At 69.8% G+C, this 20,142-nt stretch carries 18 protein-coding genes, 1 tRNA gene and 2 pseudogenes; 1 reads left to right on the top strand and 20 read right to left on the bottom strand.

All coding sequences use genetic code 11. From position 1 onward, the window contains the following. Nucleotides 1-20 precede the first annotated feature (20 nt). The 14 genes and pseudogenes from HEK131_RS19775 to pnuC form a co-directional block, all read right to left on the bottom strand. The gene (locus HEK131_RS19775) at nucleotides 21-1,313 is read right to left on the bottom strand and encodes a hypothetical protein (RefSeq protein ID WP_244336378.1); all 1,293 of its coding nucleotides are present in this window, start codon (nucleotides 1,311-1,313) and stop codon (nucleotides 21-23) included. Next, on the bottom strand, nucleotides 1,310-1,672 hold the full coding sequence (locus HEK131_RS19780; RefSeq protein ID WP_244336379.1) for a hypothetical protein: 363 nt from the start codon (nucleotides 1,670-1,672) through the stop codon (nucleotides 1,310-1,312). The genes HEK131_RS19775 and HEK131_RS19780 overlap by 4 nt, the downstream gene beginning before the upstream one ends. Nucleotides 1,673-1,915: 243 nt before the next feature. Next, a complete protein-coding gene (locus HEK131_RS19785; RefSeq protein ID WP_244336380.1) occupies nucleotides 1,916-2,248 on the bottom strand; it encodes a putative quinol monooxygenase in 333 nt (110 codons plus the stop codon). Nucleotides 2,249-2,596: 348 nt separating this feature from the next. Next, a pseudogene (locus tag HEK131_RS19790) lies at nucleotides 2,597-2,880 on the bottom strand (hypothetical protein); the annotation flags it as partial. A gap of 51 nt (nucleotides 2,881-2,931) precedes the next feature. Beyond that, nucleotides 2,932-3,078 (bottom strand): annotated as a pseudogene (locus tag HEK131_RS19795) (SAM-dependent methyltransferase); the annotation flags it as partial. 123 nt (nucleotides 3,079-3,201) lie between these two features. Beyond that, nucleotides 3,202-4,077, bottom strand: coding sequence for a hypothetical protein (locus HEK131_RS19800; protein WP_244336381.1), 876 nt, complete (start codon nucleotides 4,075-4,077; stop codon nucleotides 3,202-3,204). Nucleotides 4,078-4,531: 454 nt separating this feature from the next. Beyond that, complete coding sequence (locus HEK131_RS19810; protein ID WP_244336382.1) at nucleotides 4,532-5,302, bottom strand: SAM-dependent methyltransferase; 771 nt, start codon at nucleotides 5,300-5,302, stop codon at nucleotides 4,532-4,534. An 85-nt stretch (nucleotides 5,303-5,387) separates the two neighbouring features. Then, nucleotides 5,388-7,268, bottom strand: coding sequence for a discoidin domain-containing protein (locus HEK131_RS19815; RefSeq protein ID WP_244336383.1), 1,881 nt, complete (start codon nucleotides 7,266-7,268; stop codon nucleotides 5,388-5,390). 117 nt (nucleotides 7,269-7,385) lie between these two features. Next, the gene (locus HEK131_RS19820) at nucleotides 7,386-8,750 is read right to left on the bottom strand and encodes a GH1 family beta-glucosidase (protein ID WP_244336384.1); all 1,365 of its coding nucleotides are present in this window, start codon (nucleotides 8,748-8,750) and stop codon (nucleotides 7,386-7,388) included. Nucleotides 8,751-8,779: 29 nt separating this feature from the next. Continuing rightward, on the bottom strand, nucleotides 8,780-9,619 hold the full coding sequence (locus HEK131_RS19825; protein ID WP_217465335.1) for a carbohydrate ABC transporter permease: 840 nt from the start codon (nucleotides 9,617-9,619) through the stop codon (nucleotides 8,780-8,782). A 10-nt stretch (nucleotides 9,620-9,629) separates the two neighbouring features. Continuing rightward, a complete protein-coding gene (locus HEK131_RS19830; protein WP_217465200.1) occupies nucleotides 9,630-10,613 on the bottom strand; it encodes a carbohydrate ABC transporter permease in 984 nt (327 codons plus the stop codon). Between the two features lie 5 nt (nucleotides 10,614-10,618). Continuing rightward, nucleotides 10,619-11,935, bottom strand: a complete 1,317-nt coding sequence (locus HEK131_RS19835; protein ID WP_244336385.1) for an ABC transporter substrate-binding protein — start codon at nucleotides 11,933-11,935, stop codon at nucleotides 10,619-10,621. Nucleotides 11,936-12,216: 281 nt separating this feature from the next. Next, complete coding sequence (locus tag HEK131_RS19840) at nucleotides 12,217-13,329, bottom strand: AAA family ATPase (RefSeq protein WP_244336386.1); 1,113 nt, start codon at nucleotides 13,327-13,329, stop codon at nucleotides 12,217-12,219. Then, a complete protein-coding gene (gene pnuC / locus HEK131_RS19845) occupies nucleotides 13,326-13,988 on the bottom strand; it encodes a nicotinamide riboside transporter PnuC (protein WP_244336387.1) in 663 nt (220 codons plus the stop codon). Before pnuC ends, HEK131_RS19840 begins: the two co-directional genes overlap by 4 nt. A gap of 171 nt (nucleotides 13,989-14,159) precedes the next feature. On the opposite strand from pnuC, the gene HEK131_RS19850 reads away from it, so the two are divergent. Further along, entirely contained in the window at nucleotides 14,160-15,359 is a 1,200-nt protein-coding gene (locus HEK131_RS19850) for a cytochrome P450 family protein (RefSeq protein WP_279614264.1), read from the top strand. 68 nt (nucleotides 15,360-15,427) lie between these two features. Here HEK131_RS19850 and HEK131_RS19855 read toward each other — a convergent pair. The 6 genes from HEK131_RS19855 to HEK131_RS19875 all read right to left on the bottom strand — a co-directional run bounded on the left by HEK131_RS19855 (nucleotide 15,428) and on the right by HEK131_RS19875 (nucleotide 20,033). After that, nucleotides 15,428-15,515 (bottom strand) — tRNA-Leu (locus HEK131_RS19855). A gap of 151 nt (nucleotides 15,516-15,666) precedes the next feature. After that, the gene (locus HEK131_RS19860; protein WP_244336388.1) at nucleotides 15,667-16,614 is read right to left on the bottom strand and encodes a beta-ketoacyl-ACP synthase III; all 948 of its coding nucleotides are present in this window, start codon (nucleotides 16,612-16,614) and stop codon (nucleotides 15,667-15,669) included. 224 nt (nucleotides 16,615-16,838) lie between these two features. Continuing rightward, complete coding sequence (locus tag HEK131_RS30165; RefSeq protein ID WP_279614265.1) at nucleotides 16,839-16,967, bottom strand: MFS transporter small subunit; 129 nt, start codon at nucleotides 16,965-16,967, stop codon at nucleotides 16,839-16,841. Further along, nucleotides 16,942-18,270: an OFA family MFS transporter gene (locus HEK131_RS19865; RefSeq protein ID WP_244336389.1), complete on the bottom strand. Its 1,329-nt coding sequence runs from the start codon at nucleotides 18,268-18,270 to the stop codon at nucleotides 16,942-16,944. Before HEK131_RS19865 ends, HEK131_RS30165 begins: the two co-directional genes overlap by 26 nt. A gap of 139 nt (nucleotides 18,271-18,409) precedes the next feature. Then, on the bottom strand, nucleotides 18,410-18,943 hold the full coding sequence (locus HEK131_RS19870; RefSeq protein ID WP_244336390.1) for an isochorismatase family protein: 534 nt from the start codon (nucleotides 18,941-18,943) through the stop codon (nucleotides 18,410-18,412). A gap of 79 nt (nucleotides 18,944-19,022) precedes the next feature. Then, the gene (locus tag HEK131_RS19875; RefSeq protein WP_217465336.1) at nucleotides 19,023-20,033 is read right to left on the bottom strand and encodes a bile acid:sodium symporter family protein; all 1,011 of its coding nucleotides are present in this window, start codon (nucleotides 20,031-20,033) and stop codon (nucleotides 19,023-19,025) included. Nucleotides 20,034-20,142 lie beyond the last annotated feature (109 nt).

Raw genomic sequence — 20,142 nt, forward strand, 5'->3', positions numbered from 1 at the left:
TCCACTCCTGTGAGCCTGCCCTAGTGGGCCATGGGCAGGTAGGTGCGCCAGTAGCCATTGTTGCCGATGGTGGGGGTCTGGTTGAGGCCGAGCTGGGCGGACGTGCCCACAATGCTCGTGGGTGCCGTCACGGGCACACCGAGCTCGTTGGCGACGGACTGCGCGAGGGGCAGCTCGGGCGGTCTCGCGTCGGCGCCGGAGCGGCAGGAGATGAGGCGCACCGGTTCACCGTGGTAGTCGGGGTTGCTGCGGATCGCGTCCGCGATGTGGTTGGGATGCACTTCGAAGTCCGTAAGGGTCTTCCCCGCGGCGTTGACTCGGCCGGGGACGAAAACCCCCTCGTCCGTGCCATGGACGACCACGTCGTGTACGCCGGGGACACGGGCGACCCGCTGCAGGTTGCTCAGGGTGCGCTCGTCGTAACCCACCGTCGTGGTGTTCTTCCCGAAGTAGACCGGGTCGCCCGAGACCAACTCGTAGTCGCCGGCTCGCGCCGGAGGAGCGGGAATCTTCGAGTCGGGGGACTGGATCAGCTTCCACGTACGGGACTTGCCCATCTCGTCGAGGGCCGCGCTGTTCAGCCGGAAGCCGTTGAACAGGCCCTCCATTGCACCGTTCTCGGCGACGATTCGGGCTGTGCTCCCACCTGCTCCGAACGCGCCGCCTAACTCCATGCCGTAGCGGGCGGAGTCGCTCACCTCGTCGAGGCTGAAGCCCTTGCTCTCGCCGGTGGCCATGGCGACAGGCTGGGTGACGGCGAGGTCGACGGTGATCGACTCGAGTCCACCGATGGCGGCCGTGGCCAGGGTGGTCCCGGCGATGGCGGCGATCTCGGTGGTCACTGTCACGCCGAGCGTGGCGGACAGCTCCAGGATCGAGGCGGCGGCGGCTGCCGCGACACCTTCGGAGATGCCGAGCGTGAAGACCGCGAGGGCGGTGCCGGCGACGATGGTGGCGCCGACGATCTCCAGCTCGTGTTCCAGATGCTTGACGGCCTTGTGGACGACGTCGGCGTACTGGTCGAGGGCCTTGGCCATGTCGCGGGCGCCATCGATCATGTCCTGGAGCCAGCCGTGGCCGTCGTGGTAGTAGCGGCGCCAGAACGGGTCGTCGAAGGCGGATATCGCCTCGCCCTTGTTGTGCTCGATGATGCCGCGCGCCGACTTGTTCGCGGCGGCCGTCACGTCTTCCAGGTCGTCCGCGAAGTCCCGCCAGGCTTTGGCCGCGTCGCGCAGACCCCCTTCGTCGGCATCCGGCCACCACATGCCGGTCAGGTCCTGGACGATCTCTTTGGCCTTGTCGGCCGCGCTCACCGCGCGCTCCCGTGGCCGTCGTGCGGGGCGGTCTGGATCTTGCTGAACATCGAGCGGACCAGCAGTTCGTTGTCGATGTGACTGTCAGCCATGTCGGTCATGGCCGCTTCGATGCTGGCCAGGCCGAGCGCGAGAATCCCGGCGGCGGTCTCCATCCTCTCGACGTGCGGGCCGTAGGACTCGTGGAACTTCCGTCCCTGTTCGTCGTCACCCCACGGCGAACCGGCTGCCGCCAGAGCGGTCTTGAGCTTGGTCAGCGCCTTGGCCAGGTCGGAGCTGTGCGTGTGGAAATGCGGGGCCGTCGCCTTCAGATCGGCGATCTTGATGTCGAGTATCTTGCCCTCGCTGTGGTCGCCCATGGTGTCTTCTGCTCCCCCTGAGTCGGCTGACCGGCCCGAAGACGGTAGTTCACCGAGCCGGTTTGCTTTCGCGATCCTGACAAAGGGGCGGCAAAGTTCCGATCAAGGTGGGCAAAGGATGCACAGATGGCGACCAGTGCAAGGCACGACTCGCCCTGCTGTGTCCCCGTGAGCGCAGCGGACGGAGCGGGGAGCCGTGGCGGTCGCGCCGCGAGCCCATCGCTCTGACGCCTGGGCAAGGCGCTACTGCTTTCCTGGCACCGCCATCTCCCCAAGGAACGACCAGTCATCCTGCGGAACGCTCACGTTCACGATGCGCGGCGTCTCGACCAGATGCGGCGGCAGCGTCTGCTGCGCAGCCTTGAAGTGCGCGGACTGCACATGCCTGGCCCCTGCCTCGTCGTCGCGGAAGGCCTCGACCAGGACGTACTCCGTCGGTTCGTCCACACTGCGCGACCAGTCGAACCACAGACAGCCGGGCTCGGCGCGCGTCTCCCGGGTGAAGTCAGCGGCGATCTCGGGCCAACGGTCGGCGTGTTCGGGCCTCACTCGGAACTTCGCGGTGATGAAGATCATGAGATTCCTTCCCTGATGTCTGTGCGCACTGCATCGGAACAGACGTTGTGTATACGGCAATGGCCGGACGGCGAGCCGCCCCACGGGCAGGCGGGCTTCGCTTGCCTGCCTTCCGCGCCATCAGGACTCATGGCGACGCGATCGTACGAGCTGAGCTCGCCGGTTCCGGCCAGCGGACTCCACGACACCGAACGCGTCGCCGTGGTGGCGGACGGATCGTTACGACCGGAGTACCAGTTTCCCGTTCCCGCACGGAAGGACCTTGGCCCACGGCAGGTGCACGAAAACCTCTTCGCTGACCGCCACTCCCTCCTCCCGTGGCACCTTAGGGAGCGTATTCGGTTGTGATCAAGGGGCCGCTCGTGTGAGGTCCTCGATCCAGATCACGGAAGCCCGGAGGTGGAGTCCGGCGAGGTAGCTGCCCGGAGCCTTGTCGTAGCCGTTGGCGATGCCTCGCCATGCCTTCATCCTGTTGATCACCGCACGACGGTGTGCCGTTCCTTGTGGGGCTCGGTGTCGTGACTGACGGGCCTGCCACCTCCACCGCCCTTCTTCCTCCGGTTGGCGGCCTGGTCCTTCTTCTCCGGGATGACCGCCTTGATACGGCGTTTGCGCAGGTCCTCGAGGCCGCCCCCTTTGACCTGGCCTTCACCTCCTCGGCGGCGGCTTTCTCCAGGGCGGTGCGCGTCGGGCGAGAGGAACCCGGCCCTGGTGAGCCGGCGCATCCAGACGGCCGGACGGTGGCTGTAGCGGTAGGCGAACATCGCCTTGCCGACGAAGCCCCCTTTGTCCATGCCCTGCGGCCCGTACGGGTGGGGGACGGCCGGAGGCTACGAGACGCGAAGACACCGCCGGGTAGCGGCGAAGGTGTCTGACAGCTGCGAACCCGGGCCCGCACCTCCGTCGAAGGCGGAAGACGGGCCCCTGCGGCAGCCAGGAGGCCACTGGCGGGGTCAGGACCCAGGTTCCTCCAGCTTGACGGCAGCGGAGTCCGCGCCATGCGGTTCAGCCTGTGCCGGGACGAAGGATTCGTGCTCTTCGACGACTTCACCGTCCACGACTTCCCCCTCCATCACTCGGTGCGACGGGTCCGCCAATGGCAGGCCGGCGAGGTGCTTCTTGAGCCTCTTGGCCATCGGAAGATAGGTCGCGAAGGTGAACCCGCCGGAGACGGCAGCACCCACGAGAGGGATCGCCTTCGAGACGGCCTTCGCGAACGATTCCTTCGTCAACTTGACGCCGATGTAGGCCGCGACCTTCTTCACTATGGGATAGACGACGCCCTTGGTGAGCGCCTTCTGAGGCAGCTTCTTGGCCACCTGCTCAGACATCATCCCCGCGACCTTCCCCACAGCGGCGTTCGCCGATTGGGTGCCGAACATCACGCCGAAGAACAGCGTGAGCACCCCCATGGTGGCGTCATCGACGTCATCACCGTCGTCGGAGAACAGTTCGGGCCAGCTGTAGAGATAGGCGAGCTTCTGCGCGATACGCAGCATGTGGCCGACGTACTGTGCAACGTCGGCGGGCACCGTGGCGGGAAGGGCGAGGATGCCGGGGATCCCGGCCGCGGCGGAGAGGGCACTCACCTTGGCTGTCTCATAGCGGATCGAGTCGTTCGCCGCTTTCTCCAGAACGTCGACGGTGATACCCGCCGCGGCGGGAGTCTCTTCGATCGCTCTGCGGATCTCATCCTCGGTGCAGTGGCGCCGCAGCGCAGTCCGGAGGTAGGCCTCTCGGTGGATACGCACACCGGGGAGCTTGGCCGCCGCCAGGAGCACCGCGAAGAAGCGCGACTCGGGATTCTCGACCTCTTTACCCTGTTTCATGGCAGGAACTTACAGTCGCTCCGTACTTCAAGGGCCGCATGCACCGGCTTCGTTGAAACCTCGTTACGCAAGTGACGGTGTGGGGCGGGCCGGGTTCGCCACCATGCCGATCGCGCTCCTGGGAAGGCGACTGCTCTCGCGAACCGAGACCGCCCGGAGCGGACGTTGACGGCCGCGCCGGCGAGCAAGGCGCCTGGGCCGCTGGAGGTGTTGTGGGAGCGGACATGCCCAGGACCCTCGGCAAGCACATGCCCGCCGAAGGGCCCTGCGATCGGCCCCGCTTCTGTCAGCGCGTCGCTCCCAGGAACGGGCCTCGGCGGGGCTGGGACGGTGGCCGTGCATGCGAACGAATTGCTCGGTGAGGTGCAGATACAGCGAGGTGTCGAGCGCCCTCGCGGCGATCGAGTTCGCGGACTCACGGAACAGCAAGGACTTCCTGGGACGCAGTGTCCACTCAAGGCACTCGCCCCACCCCCACATAGAACCCGCTCCGCTCCTGCTCCGGTGCCGGGCCCTCCTGGTGCCATTCCGTGGCGAAGACCAGACCCGGGTCGACCAGTTCGAGGCCGGTGAAGAAGGGCTCCACCTCTGCTCGGGTGCGCATGCGCAGGGGGATCGTGCCCTTCTTGTATGCCTCCTCCACCTGCTGTCTGAGGTCAGGGTGCTGGTCGGCCGTGCCGTGGGAGAGGACGAGGTAGCTGCCTGAGGGGAGGGCGGCGAGGAGGGTGCGGGTCAGGCCGTAGGGGTCCTCGGTGTCGGGGAGGAAGTGCATCAGGGCGATGAGGGACAGCGCGACGGGACGGTCGAAGTCCAGGCGTTCGCGGGCGTGGGCGAGGATCGCCTCGGGCTGCCGTACATCGGCGTGGATGTAGTCGGTGGCGCCCTCCGGCGTGCTGACCAGCAGCGCCTCCGCGTGACGGAGGACGATCGGATCGTTGTCGACGTAGACGATCCGGGACTCCGGCCGGATCGCCTGCACGATCTGGTGCAGGTTCGGCTCGGTGGGGATGCCGGTGCCGATGTCGAGGAACTGGTCGATCCCCCGGCGCGCGAGCCACGCGGAGGCGCGGTGCATGAACTCCCGGTTGCGGGCCGCGCTGCGCCGCGACTGCTCGGGCAGCGTCTCCCCTATCCGCTGGTCGACCGGGTAGTTGTCCTTCCCGCCCAGCAGCCAGTCGTAGACGCGGGCGGGATGGGGCTTGCTGGTGTCGATCTGCACGGGCACTCCTCCATGCGCGAGAAGACGGAACCGGTCGGCGCCGAAAGCGTATCCGCCGTTCCCGCGCGAGGAGTTGGATCGTCCGGAACGGCTACCGCTTCTGTTCCACCCGCACCCAGTCCACCTCCGCCTGCACTCCCCCGCCGGCGATCCGGTCCACGCTGGACTGCGGCAGCCCCCAGTAGGGGGAGGTGACCTGGTTCCAGCCGGCCGGGTAGGCCCCGCCCAGGGCGAGGTTCAGGATGACGTACTGGTCGTGGTCGAAGACCCATTGCCCGCGCGTCGATTCGAGCTTGTTGCGGGTGGTCTCCTGGACCACGCGGTCGTCCACGTAGAAGCGCATCGCCATCGGGGTCCACTCGACGGCGTAGGTGTGCCACTGGTCGGCGCGGCCGCCGTTCGGGTAGGTCTGGCGGGCGCCGATGTTGCCGTCGGCCGAGTAGCCGGGGCCGTGCAGGGCGGAGCTGGTCCAGTCGCCGTAGCCGATGTTCTCCATGATGTCGGTCTCGCCGGAGGCGGGCCAGGACACGGTCGGGTCGTCCACGTTGCTGCCCAGCAGCCAGAAGGCGGGCCAGAAGCCGTCGCCGACCGGCAGCTTCATCCGGGCGCTGACCTTGCCGTAGCTGAAGTCGAACTTGGTGTTGGTGTCGACGCGGCCGGAGGTGAAGTCGTACGTGCCGCCGCCGGCGCGGGTGCAGCCCTTGCAGTACCTGGCCTTGAGGATCAGCTCGCCGTTCTCGGTGCGGATGTTGTCGGCGGAGTCGACGTACGCCTGGGATTCGCCGTTGACGGAGCCCATCTCGGTGCCCGTGCGCACCACGCGCCACTTGGAGCGGTCCAGAGCCGTGCCGGTGAAGTCGTCGAAGAACGTGGTCCGGTAGCTGCCGGACTGCTCGCCGGGCAGCGCCGGGTACGCGGCCGTGGCGCTGCCGCCGGTGCCCCAGACCTGGAACTCGTAGAGGGAGTACCCGAATTGCGCGGTGTAGGGCGCCGGGTTGTAGAAGGAGCGGCGCTCCTTGCCGAGCATGCGGACGTAGCGGCCGGTGGCCGGGGTCGGGAGGGTGACCGTGTCGTGCAGTCCGGCCGCGTCGCCGGGGGCCTGGATGTCGGCGCGGCGGGCGGAGACCTCGGCGGCGGACGGCTGGTACACCGTCCGCCAGGTGCGGTTGTCGTCGGAGACCTGGAGCAGGTAGTCGACGGCGTAGGCCGACTCCCAGTAGAGGTCGACGGAGGAGATCGTGGACGTCGCGCCGAGGTCGACCGACACCCAGCGGTCGGCGTTCCAGTCGCTGGACCAACGGGTGCTGTCGCCCTTGAGGTTGGCGGGCCAACCGCCGTCGGTGACGAACGCCGGTGAGTTTCCCGCGTGTTGGTAGAGGTTGGAGTACGCGGGGTGGTTGAGCGCGAGGTTGGTGCGGGTGATGGAGGCGGGCGCGGGTTCGCCGCCGTAGACCTTGAAGGAGTAGAGCGAGTAACCGTAAGGGGTGGCGCGTTCGAGGCCGCGCATGCGGACGTAGCGGCCGGTCACCTCCTGCGGGTAGGTGTGCGCGGTCACGGAGCCGCCGGTGCCCGCGGTCTCGGTGTAGAACGGCGTCCAGTCGGTGCCGTTGCGGGAGACCTCCAGGACGTATCTCCTGCCGTACGCGGCCTCCCAGTCGAGGACGACGCGGTCCACTCGGATGACGCCGCCGAGGTCCACGCGGACCCAGGCGCCGTCGGCGAAGTCGCTGGACCAGCGGGTGGAGCCGTTGCCGTCGAAGGCGAGTGCGGCGGCGGTGCCGGCGTTCTCGCTGCCCGAGGCGGTGACGGCAGCGGGGTCGGCGGCGTAGGCGGTGGCGGCGCGGTCGGTGTCCCAGGTGACGGCCGCTGCGGCGGGAGCGGCGGTCGCGGGGCCGGTCAGGGCCGGGGTCCCGGTCAGCAGGGCGACGGCGGCGAGTGCGGTGAGCAGGGTGCGGGGGGTGCGTGACGGCATGCGGCTCTCCCTCGGGAAGATCTGTCTGCGGTGTGGGGCCTTGACAGTTCTGTGCCTGGTGCGTGTCACAAAGCGGGTGGGGGGCGGACGCGGGGACACCGCGCCCGCCCCGGGGACTCAGGCCGCGCGCCGCCCGAGGTCGCGGTGGGCGTCGATGATCTCGGCGTACCTGCGTCCGCTCGCCTTCATCGTGCGGGCCTGGGTCGCGTAGTCGACGTGGAACAGGCCGAACCGCTTGGCGTAGCCGTAGGCCCACTCGAAGTTGTCCAGGAGGGACCAGGCGAAGTAGCCCGCGAGGGGGGCGCCCTTGCGGGCGGCGGAGGCGCAGGCGGCGAGGTGGGTCTCCAGGTAGTCCCGCCGCTCGGGGTCGTCGACGGTGCCGTCGGGTCCGACCAGGTCGGGGAAGGAGGAGCCGTTCTCGGTGACGTACAGCTTCCGGGCGCCGTACTCCTCGGTGAGGCGCAGCAGCAGGGTCTCGATACCGCTCGCGTCGATCTCCCAGTCCATGCCCGTACGCGGTACGCCCTCACGGCGCACGGAACGGGTGAACGGGGCAGGACCCTTGGGGTCGTCGGCGACGTGCGCCGGCATGTAGTAGTTCAGGCCCAGCCAGTCCAGCGGGGTGGCGATGGTCTCCAGGTCCCCTGGCTTCTCGGGTAGTTCCACGCCGTACACCTCGACCATGTCGGCGGGGAAGCCGCGGCCGTGCACCGGGTCGAGCCACCAGCGGTTGACGTGGCCGTCCTGGCGGTGCGCGGCGGCCATGTCCTCGGGGCTGTCGGTGGCGGCGTGCACGGTGGAGAGGTTGGTGACGATGCCGATCTCGGCATCGGGCGCGGCGGCACGGATCGCCTGGGTGGCGAGGCCGTGGCCGAGGAGCAGGTGGTAGGAGGCGCGGACGGCGGCGGTGAGGTCGGTCCAGCCCGGCGCCATCTTGCCTTCGAGGTGGCCGATCCAGGCCGAGCAGAGCGGCTCGTTGAGGGTGGCCCAGTGGGTGACCCGGTCGCCGAGGCGTTCGGCGACGGCCGAGGCGTAGGCGGCGAAGTGCTCGGCGGTCTCGCGCTCCGGCCAGCCGCCCCGGTCCTGGAGCACCTGCGGCAGGTCCCAGTGGTAGAGGGTGACGGAGGGGGTGATGCCCGCCTCCAGCAGGGCGTCGGTCAACTCGTCGTAGAAGGCCAGCCCCTTGGCGTTGACCGGGCCGTCGCCGCCGGGCATCACACGCGGCCAGGCGACGGACAACCGGTACATGTCGACGCCCAGTCGGCGCATCAGGCCGAGGTCGTCGCGCCAGCGGTGGTAGTGGTCGCAGGCGGTGTCGCCGTTGTCGTCACCGTCGATCTTGCCGGGGGTGTGCGAGAAGGTGTCCCAGATCGACGGCGAGCGGCCGTCCTCGGCGACGGCGCCCTCGATCTGGTACGCCGAAGTCGCGGTGCCCCAGCGGAAGTCGGACGGGAGGGCGGCGAGGTCGATGGGCTCGGACATGGAAGTCCCTTCGAGGTGCGGGGAGTCGGTCACTTGACGGCGCCCGCCGTCAGTCCGGTGACGAGATAGCGCTGGAGCAGCAGGAATCCGGCGACCACGGGGACGCTGACGACGAGCGAGGCGGCCATGATCTGGTTCCAGTAGACGTCGTAGAGGGTGGAGTAGCCCTGGAGTCCGACGGCGAGCGTGCGGGTGGTGTCGGTGGTCATCACGGAGGCGAAGAGGACTTCTCCCCACGCGGTCATGAAGGCGTAGACGGCGACGGCGACGATGCCGGGAATCGCGGCGGGCACCACGATCCGGAACAGGGCGCCGAGCGGCCCGCAGCCGTCCACGAGCGCCGCCTCGTCGAGGTCGCGCGGCACCGAGTCGAAGTACCCGATCAGCATCCAGATGGAGAACGGCAGCGAGAAGGTCAGATACGTCAGGATCAGCCCGCCGCGCGAGCCGAACAGGGCGATCCCGGTGGCGTTGCCGATGTTGATGTAGATCAGGAACAGCGGGAGCAGGAAGAGGATGCCGGGGAACATCTGCGTGGACAGCACGGTGACCGTGAAGACGCGCTTGCCCCGGAAGTCGTAGCGGCTGACGGCGTAGGCCGCGAACACCGCGATGACGACCGAGCAGACGGTGGCCGAGCCCGCCACGATCAGCGAGTTCACGAAGTACCGGGCGAGCGGCACCGTCGACCAGATGTCGATGTACGGCCGGATCGTCAACTCGCTCGGCAGCCAGCGGAACTTGTCGGTGACGTCGGCAAGCGGCTTGAGCGAGCTGGAGACCATCACGTAGACGGGCACCAGGACGAAGCCGGTGAGCAGGGTGAGGAAGATCCGCCGGGACCACAGGAACGAACGGGGCGGCGCCATGGGCGACGAGTCAGCCATTTCCGGCCCTCCTTCCGCGCGAGGTGAGCAGCAGGTATCCGCCGGTCACGACCAGCAGGAAGAGCAGCAGCAGGACGGACATGGCGGAGCCGGTGCCGAAGTCCCAGGTGAGGAAGGTGGTCTGGTAGATGTGCACGGAGACGAGGTCGGCGGCCTCGGGGGCGGCCCGGCCGAACAGGACGTAGGGCGTGTTGAAGTCGTTGAACGTCCACAGGAACAGCACCAGGATCAGCACCTGGTTGACCGGGCGCAGCGACGGCAGGGTGATGCGGCGGACCTGCTGCCACATCCCGGCGCCGTCCAGCGCGGCCGCCTCGTACAGTTCGCGCGGGATGTTCTGGAGGCCGGCCATCACGATGAGGAAGGCGAACGGCCAGCCCTTCCACACCGAGACGGTGAGCAGGGCGTAGAAGCTGTTGTCGCCGATGAGCCAGAAGGACGGCTTGTCGGTGAGGTGGAGCTGGTCGTGCAGAACGTGGTTCACCAGGCCGTTGTCGTGCTGGAACATGAACACCCAGGTGATGACGGCCGCATAGACGGGCAGCGCGTACGGCACCAGGAACAGGGCGCGCAGCAGGCCGCGGCCGCGGAAGGTGTCCTGCATGAAGACGGCGGCGGCGGTGCCGAGCGCCCAGCACAGGGCGACCGAGCACAGGGTGAATCCGATGGTGACGAGGAACGAGCGCAGCAGCGCCTCGCCCGCGGGTGCGTCGAAGTCCACGGCCACGCGGAAGTTGCGCAGCCCGTTCCAGGGGGCGTTGTTCCAGTCGCGCAGGGTGAAGCGGGTGATCGACCGGAAGCTCATCAGGGTGCCGATGACCATCGGGACCAGATGGACGAGGAGTTCGAAGACGAGGGCGGGCAGGAGGAGCAGGTACGGGAGCGCGGTGCGGCGGGTCCGCCCGGTGCGGCGCGGGTCGCGCGCCGCACCGGGGGTGTCCCCCCGCACCGGTTCCTTCAGGACGGTGGTGGTCATGGACGTCAGGCCGCCGGCATCTGCTGCTGGGCCTTCTCCAGCTTGGCCTTGACGGAGGCGGTGGTGATCGCGCGTCCGGCCGCGGCGTCGGCGAACAGTTCCTTGACTGCGGTGCCGACGGCGGTCTCGAACTGCGACTCGGTGGCGACCTGGGGCAGTGCGGCGGCGCTCTTGGCGAGGGTGTCCTTCAGCACGGCCATGGACGGTCCGGCGAACTCGGGGTCCTCCTGGGCCGACTTGACCGGCGGGATGGAGCTGTACGCCTTGTTGAGGGCCTTCTGCTCGGCGTCGCTGGTCATGAACTTCACGAACTCGGTGGCGCCGTCGAGGTTGTGACTGTCCTTGAAGACGGCGATGTTGATGCCGCCGGCCATGGAGTTGACCTGGGTCCCCGATCCGGGGGCGCCCTTCTGGACGGGCACGGGGGCGACACCGTAGGCGTCTTCCTTCATGCCCTGGGACTTGAGGTTGGCGGCGGCGGACTGCCACAGCAGCATGGCCTGCTTGCCCTTGGCGAAGTCGCTGACGGACTGGTTCTGCGCGTACTCGGCGTTGCCGGGCGGGATGACCTTGTCCTTGGCCATGAGGTCGACGTACTGCTTGACGGATTCGACGGCCTTCGGGCTGGTGAAGTCGGGCTTGCCGTCGGCGGTGAAGAAGTCGGCGCCGTGCTGCTTGGCGAGGACGAAGACGTGGTGGATGTTCTCGGAGGGGTTCGAGCCCTCCGCCCCCAGCACGGACTTGCCCTTGGCCCTGATCTTCGCGCCGTCCGCGACGAGTTCGTCCCAGGTGGCCGGGGGCTTCGCTATGCCTGCGTCGGCGAAGATCTGCTTGTTGTAGTAGAGCGCGTACGACATCGAGTACAGGGGTACGGCGGCCGGGTCCTTGCCCTCGACGCCGGTGGACGCGAGGGCGGACTCACCGAAGCGGTCGCGTCCGCCGATCTTGGCGAAGTTGCCCTCGTCCCAGGGCAGCAGGGCACCGGTGGCCTGGAGGGAGGCGGTCCAGGAGTTGCCGATGTTCAGCACGTCGGGGCCCTGGCCGGAGGTGGTGGCGGTGAGGATGCGGTTGAGCAGGTCGGACCAGGGCACGACCTCGACCTTGACCTTGATGCCGGTCTGCTGCTCGAACTTGTCCAGCTCGGGCTGGAGCACCTGCTTGTCCACTTCGACGCTGGCGCCCTGGTTGGAGGCCCAGTAGGTCAGCGTCTTGGACGAGCCGCCGGCTCCGTCCCCGCTGTCCGTACCTCCTCCGCACGCGGTGGCCGCGAGGGCGAGCGACATGACGACGGCGCCTGTGGCCGCGGCTCGGATGCTGCGCATGGCTCTGGCTGTCCCTTTCCGGGAGAGAGACCCCGAAAACCGCATCGGCTCCTCAGGGCTTAATTTAGGACGTGAGTTAATCCGGCGGCGGGGGGCGCGTCAAGGGATGCGGCAAGGTGAACCGCAGTGCGGGCCGGACCCACACGTCCACTCCCCCGCCATCTGGGGCGTGGTGGTGCGGATGATCTTCCGGTGGCCCAGGTCAGGTCCACGGCGGTGCCCGAACCGGGCTTCCCGCCGGCCGACGTGACGGTCTGGTCACGGCCTGATCGGGCGGAGGCTCAGCCCAGGGGGTCCGCCATCCCCCAGCCCTCGGCCAGGAGCCGGTCGACGGCGGCGAGCGCGCGGTTCAGACGCGTCGGGCGGTCGCCGTGGAGCTCCAGCCACTCGACGCCTGAGCTGGTGAGGACCTCGCGGAAGCGGTCGGTCATCCAGCCCCGCAGGTGCTCGCCGTCGCGCAGGCCGTCGTCGTCGAAGGGGACGCCCTCGTCCGAGGTGAGCAAGTAGAGGGCGCGCGGCGGCATGGCCCGGGCGAGGTCACGAACCGGGCCGGTGGCGCGGCCTCGGTAGCGCTCCTGCCAGACGGTGGTGGCCAGGGCGTCGGTGTCGCACACGAGCACCGGGCCGCCTGCGCGGGCGGCGTGCTGTTCGGTGCGATTCTGACGGCGGGCGACCAGCTTGAAGTCGGCGTCGTCCCAGTCCAGGTCCGCCACGGTCGGCCGGGGCACGTCCGGGCCCGCCAGGCCGCGGGCGCGGGCGAGCTTGGCGACCGTCAGCTCGCGGCCGTACTCCGGCACCCAGCGCGTGAGCGCGTGCGGACCGCCCCGGGCGCGCAGGGCGTCGGCGAGGTCGTGGGAGAGCGTGGTGGTCCCGGTGGACTCCGCGCCCACGACCACGACCCGGCGGGCGAGCCAGGCGCGGACCGGCGGCTCGATCTCGTCCCAGTGGGCGACGGGGTCCGCGCGGACCTTCGTACCGGAGACGGCGAAGGTGCCCCGGTCGAGGTCGAGCAGGACGGGCGCGGCGCCGAAACGGCGGGCGAGTTCGGTGCCGTAGGGCTCGGAGCTGAACACCGCGTCCACGTCCGACGCGTGCGGGCCCTCGGCCAGAGCCTGGCGCATCAGGGCGACATGGCCGTCCCAGGCCGCGTCGCTGTCGTAGTCGACCGCTAGATCGTCGACGACGCCCACGACCGCGACATGGGGCTCGTCGGCCCAGTGTTCGCCGATCCAGGCGACGCGGTCCGCCAGCGGGATCGACTCGTGGCCGGCCGCCATCACGACGACCGTGACGGCTTCGCAGGCATCGGCGGCGGAACGGATCAGGAAGTGGTGGCCGGAGTGCGGCGGGTAGAACTTGCCGATCACCAGCCCGTGGGCGAAGCGGGCGCTCACACGGTCACCGCCCGTCCGGTTTCCGTCATGGGGGTCGCCAACTCGCGGTGCCAGGAACGCCATCCGACCAGGCACATCGTCAGGAAGAGCATGTAGACGATGCCGGTGAGGTCCAGGCCCTTGGCGAAGTAGAGCGGGATGTAGACGAGGTCGGCGGCTATCCAGAAGTACCAGTTCTCGATCTGCTTGGCGTTGAGCAGCCACTGCGCGGCCAGCGACAGTGCGGTGGTCAGGGCGTCCCAGAAGGGGGCGGAGTCGTGCGCACGGGTCAGCAGTACCGTCAACCCCCAGGTGACAGGCACCAGCAGGGCCAGCAGGACGCACAGGGTGGAGCGGGACGCGTGACCCATGCGCCGGCGGGAGCGCCGGTCGCCGCCGCGCAGCCAGGTCAGCCAGCCGTAGGCGGCGAGGACCAGGTAGACGACCTGGAGCCAGGCGTCCGCGTAGAGGCGCGCGCTCCAGAACAGCACCAGGAAGAACAGGTTGTTGGCGATCCCCACGGGGAAGTTCCACACACTCGCCCGCACGCACAGCCAGACGCACACCGCACCGGTGGCGAAGCCGAGCAGCTCGGACCAGGTGACCGCGTCCTGACCCAGGTGGAACAACTGATGGTTCAGCGGCGCGACCAAGCTGCTGAGTATGTCCGGGACAGCCATGCCGTCCTCACCCCTCCCCGTTAACGTCGAAGTGACGATAACAAGAGGCGGTCGGTTCCACAATCCCCCTCCGAGCAGGGACGCTCCCCCACCACCGACGACCGGATTCGGCCTTGGGCGACGCACCACCCGCTGCTAGCGTCGGAATGATCCACGAGACGGGGGCGGACTGTGGCGACGGCCGAAGTGATCGACCTGGCGGCGTTGGGCGAGGACTTCGTCCGCGACCCGTATCCGGTGTACGCGGCACTGCGTGAGCGCGGCCCCGTGCACAGGGTGCGCATCCCCGAGGGCGCGGAGGCGTGGCTCGTGGTCGGGTACGAGGCCGGGCGGGCCGCGCTCATGAACCCGGCGCTGTCCAAGCAGTGGAAGAACGCCTCTCCCTCCTTCCCGCTCTCCAGCCCGGCGGCCGGGCCGCACATGCTCAACCAGGACCCGCCGGACCACGGGCGGCTGCGCAAGCTGGTCGTGCGGGAGTTCACCACACGCCGGATCGAGCAACTCGCCCCACGCGTGGCGCAGATCACCGACGAGCTGCTCGACGCGATGACGGCACTCCCCGACGGGCGGGCCGACCTGGTGGACGCGCTCTCGTTCCCCCTGCCGATCTCGGTGATCTGTGAACTGCTCGGGGTCCCGACGCTGGACCGCACCGCGTTCCGCACCTGGACGGCCACGGTCCTCACCGACCCCGACCCACGGGCACGGGTGACGGCGACCCACGAGGTGACCGCGTATCTCGCCGAACTCGTGGAGCGCAAGCGGCTGGAGCCGGGCCAGGACCTCTTGAGCGGCCTGATCCGCACCACCGACGAGGACGGCGACCGACTCTCCGCGGAGGAACTGCTCGGCACCGCCTGGCTGCTGCTGGTCGCCGGCCACGAGACCACGGTCAACCTGATCTCCAACGGCGTACTGGCGCTGCTCACCCACCCCGACCAACTGGCGCTGCTGCGCGAGGACATGACGCTGCTCCCCAACGCGGTGGAGGAGATGCTGCGCTACGACGGCCCGGTGGAGACACCGACGTACCGGTTCACCACCGAACCGGTCGAGATCGGCGGGACGGTCATCCCCGGAGACGGCCGCCTCGTCCTCGTGGCCCTGGCCGACGCGGACCACGACCCGGCCCGCTTCCCCGACCCCGGCCGCTTCGACATCCGGCGCCCCGCGGGCGGCCACGTCGCCTTCGGCCACGGCATCCACTACTGCCTCGGCGCACCCCTGGCCCGCCTGGAGGCCCGCATCGCGATCGGCGCCCTGCTGGAACGCTGCCCCCGGCTCACCCTCGACGCCCACCCGGCCGCCCTGGCCTGGCGCGAGGGCATGCTGATCCGGGGCCCGCAGCGGCTGCCGGTGCGCTGGGTCTAGCGGACGGGTTCGGTCGCCCGCAGGTGCCGGAAAAGCAGAAAGACCCCTGCGGTACAGGGGTCCCTACTTGGTGTCCGAGGGGGGACTTGAACCCCCACGCCCGATAAAGGGCACTAGCACCTCAAGCTAGCGCGTCTGCCATTCCGCCACCCGGACAAGGTGTCTGCCGCCTTGAGGAGGTGTTCCCCGCGGCGACATGGACAACAATACCAAGGTTTCGGAGTGCCTTTCACCTGCGTATCTGTGCCCCACGGCACCCACGGGAACAGAAGGTGACCGCACCGCTACGTGCCGTCCGGGCCGCCCGTCACGGGCAGCGGATCACCTGGCCCGCGTACGACAGGTTGCCGCCGAAGCCGAAGAGGAGGGCCGGGTCGCCGGTGCGGACGGCGCCCTGCTCGATCAGCTTGGACAGGGCGAGCGGGATGCTCGCGGCGGAGGTGTTGCCGGACTCGGTGACATCGCGCGCGACGACGGCGTTCACGGCGCCGATCTTGTGCGCGAGCGGCTCGATGATGCGCAGGTTGGCCTGGTGGAGGACGACCGCGGCGAGGTCGGCCGGTTCGATGCCCGCCTTCTCGCAGGCCCGCCGGGCGATCGGCGGCAACTGGGTCGTGGCCCAGCGGTACACGCTCTGCCCCTCCTGCGCGAACCTCGGCGGCGTGCCCTCGATCCGTACCGCGTTGCCCATCTCCGGCACCGAACCCCACAGCACCGGCCCGATCCCGGCCTCCTCGCCCGGCGCGCACGCCTCGACCACGGCCGCGCCCGCGCCGTCGCCGACCAGGACGCAGGTGGTGCGGTCGGTCCAGTCGGTGACCTCGGACATCTTGTCCGCGCCGATCACCAGCGCCCGGGTGGCGGCGCCGGCCCGGACGGTGTGGTCGGCGGTGGCCAGCGCGTGGGTGAACCCGGCGCAGACCACGTTGACGTCCATCGCGGCGGGCTCGGGGATGCCGAGGCGGGCCGCGACCCGGGCGGCGGTGTTCGGGGAGCGGTCGATCGCCGTGGAGGTGGCGACCAGCACCAGGTCGATGTCGCCGGGGGCGAGCCCGGCCGTGGCCAGAGCCTTGGCGGCGGCGTGCGCGGCCAGCTCGTCGACCGGCTCGTCGGGGCCCGCGATGTGCCGGGTGCGGATGCCGACCCGGCTGGTGATCCACTCGTCGCTGGTGTCGACCATGCGCGCCAGGTCCTCGTTGGTGAGCACCCTGGCGGGCTGGTAGTGGCCGATCGCGGCGATACGCGAGCCGTGCATGCGGGGGTCCCCTCATTGCTGCCGTGAGTAGCGGGACTCTCCAGTCTGCGCAGTGACTCGCGGGTACGGGGGTACGTGAAGCCACAGGAATCGGGCATCCCAGTTGTCGGCTTCTTGCAGACTCTCGGACATCCGAATTCCGCTCATACGCTCGGGCTTTCGCTCGTACGGACGGAGGCCCGGACGGCGCCCTGGTCAGGTCGCGCGTCCGGGCCTCCTGGCCCTCAGCCCGTGAAGAGCTGCGTCGCCTTGCGCACCAGCTCGTACAGCCCGTAGGCGAGCGGCGCGGCCACCCAGAGCCAGGAGAAGGCGATCAGGGCGCGCCGGTCAGGCGGGCTGCTCTCGCTGGGCATCGGGGGCCTCCTTCGGGGCGGGGACGTGGTGGCGGGGGTTGACGGGGCGAACGAGTTCGTTGGCGACGAAGCCGACGAGGAGCAGGCCGATCATGATGGAGAAGGACAGCCCGTACAGCGCGGGACCGTGCTTCCCGGCGGCCTCCTGCCGGTCGGCGATCCAGTTGACGATCAGCGGCCCGAGTACGCCAGCGGTGGACCAGGCGGTGAGCAGCCTGCCGTGGATGGCGCCGACCTGGTAGGTGCCGAAGAGGTCCTTCAGATAGGCGGGAATGGTGGCGAAGCCGCCGCCGTAGAAGGAGAGGACGACCAGCGCGCACAGCACGAACAGCGGCTTGGACGTGTCGCCGAACAGGGCGAGGAGCAGGTACATCACCGCGCCGACGCCGAGGTAGACGCGATAGATGTTCTTGCGGCCGATGAGGTCGGAGGTGGAGGACCAGCCGATCCGGCCGGCCATGTTGGCGGCCGACAGCAGCGCGACGAAGCCGGCCGCCGCCGAGACGGAGACCGGCGTGGAGCTGTCCGCGAAGAAGTCCGTGATCATCGGGGCGGCCTTCTCCAGGATGCCGATCCCGGCCGTGACGTTGGTGCACAGCACGACCCACAGGCACCAGAACTGCGGGGTGCGCAGCGCGCCGCGGGCCGAGACCCGGACGCCCTCGACCACGCTCGGACCGCTCTCGGCCCGCTCGGCCGGCCGTGGCACCCGGACCAGCAGTACCCCGAGCGTCATGAACACGGCGTACGCCAGGCCGTGGACCAGGAAGGCCAGCGCGATCCCGGAGTGGTCGGTGCCGAAGGACTCCAGCATCTGGGCCGACCAGGGCGAGGCGATCAGGGCGCCGCCGCCGAAGCCCATGATGGCGATGCCGGTGGCCATGCCGGGCCGGTCCGGGAACCACTTCATCAGGGTGGAGACGGGCGAGATGTAGCCGATGCCGAGGCCGATGCCGCCGACGAAGCCGTACCCGAGGACGATCAGCCAGTACTGCTGGGTCTGCGCGCCGAGCGCGGAGATCAGGAACCCGGAGGAGAAGCAGACCAGGGCCACGGTCATCGCCCAGCGCGGGCCGTTGCGCTCGACGAGGGTGCCGCCGAACGCGGCCGAAAGACCGAGCATCACGATCGCCAGTTGGAACGGCAGCGCGCTCTGGGTGCCGTCGAGGTCCAGCGCGGATTCCAGAGGTGGCTTGAACACGCTCCAGGCGTACGCCTGGCCGATGGAGAGGTGGACGGAGAGCGCGGCGGGCGGTACGAGCCAGCGGCTCCAGCCCGGAGGCGCGACAGGGGGGCTGCTCATGGGGCCGGACGGTAGGTCCGGGCGGGTGGGTTGAGAAGGCGGGGCGCGCGGTGGTGCGGTGAACGGTCGGCTCCGTGCGTCGGGCGGTCGGCGGGGTGGCCGGAAAGCACCCGGCCCGCGCCCCGCCCGGCCCGCCGCTTCAGCCCCGGCCGTCCCCGAAGCCCAGCCGTCCGGTGGTGGTGACCGTGCCCAGCCGCGGGAAGTCCAGCCGTACGGACGCCTCGTGCTCGGCGGCCGTGAAGGCGGCCATCGCGTCCTCCACGAAGACCAGCTCGTAGCCGAGGTCGGCGGCGGCGCGGGCGGTGGACTCGACCCCCAGGTTGGTGGCGATGCCGCCGAGGACCAGGGTGTCGACGCCGTGGGCACGCAGCCGCTCGTCCAGTCCGGTGCCCTGGAAGGCGCCGATGGTCCGCTTGACCACCTCCAGGTCGCCGTCCCTCTGCAGTCCGGCGGCAAGTCCGCTGCCGGGCGGCTGTTCGGGGACGGCGGGCCGTTCGACCCGGACGAGTACGACGAGCGCGCCCTCGGCGCGGCAGCGCGCCGCCAACTCCTCTCCGGCGGCCAGCACTTCGGTGCCCTTGCGGGGCTCCAGGGGCAGCGCGACGAGGCGGTCCATGAGGTCGACGAGGACGAGGGCGGTGCGCCGGGGGTCGAGTACGGGTGCTGCGGTCATGACGGAACGTTATCCGCCGTGGGCTGTCCGTGCCGGAAATCCGGGCCAACGGGCCCATGAACGAAACGCGTTCGGACGCCTACGGGGCTTCGCCGCCGCCCGGTCCCACGCGCGGGCGGGGCACCTGGGCGGCCGGGGCCGGGGGCTCCTCGGGGTCGCGGGCGCGGCGTTTGGCGATGACCGCGCAGACCATGAGCTGCATCTGGTGGAAGAGCATCAGCGGCAGTACGGCGAGGGAGGCGTGGGCGCCGAACAGGACGCCGGCCATGGGCAGTCCGGAGGCGAGGGACTTCTTCGACCCGGCGAACTGGATGGCGATGCGGTCGGCGCGGCCGAAGCCGAGGGCCCGCGCGCCGTACCAGGTCAGGGCGAGCATCACGGCGAGCAGGACGGCCTCCACGAGGAGCAGCGCGCCGAGCCGCAGCGGGCTCACCTGGTGCCAGATGCCCTGGGCCATGCCCTCGCTGAACGCGGTGTAGACGACCAGCAGGATCGAGCCCCGGTCGACCAGTCCGAGCACCTTCTTGTGCCGGGCGACGAAGTCGCCGATCCAGCGCCGTAGAAGCTGCCCGGCGAGGAACGGCACCAGCAGTTGCAGCACGATCTTGACCAGGGCGTCGGCGGAGAAGCCGCCACCCGGACCGCCGATCAGTACGGAGGCGAGCAGCGGGGTGACGACGATGCCGACGAGGGAGGAGAAGGAGCCCGCGCAGATGGCGGCGGGCACGTTCCCGCGCGCGATGGAGGTGAAGGCGATGGAGGACTGGATGGTCGACGGCACCAGGGTGAGGAACAGCAGCCCCTGGTAGAGCGGCTGGGTCAGCAGGGCCGGGACCAGTCCTCGCGCGGCCAGGCCGAGCAGCGGGAAGACGAGGAAGGTGCAGGCCAGCACGGTGAGGTGGAGCCGCCAGTGGCGCAGTCCGTCCATCGCCTCGCGGGTGGAGAGGCGGGCGCCGTAGAGGAAGAACAGGAAGGCGATGGCGGCCGTGGAGGCGCCGGAGGCCACGTCGGCGGCGACGCCCCGCGCGGGCAGCAGCGCGGCCAGGCCCACCGTGCCGAGGAGCAGCGCGATGTACGGGTCGATGGGCAGCCGGCGTTTCACAGGGCTCCGTAGCTTCTCGGTGCGGGCGGACGATCTCCATCGTGCCTGCCCGGAGCCGATCGCGGAATCCGGCATACCGCTCTGACTGCGATCGCGA

It is taken from the genome of Streptomyces seoulensis, from assembly GCF_022846655.1.
GTDB lineage: Bacteria > Actinomycetota > Actinomycetes > Streptomycetales > Streptomycetaceae > Streptomyces.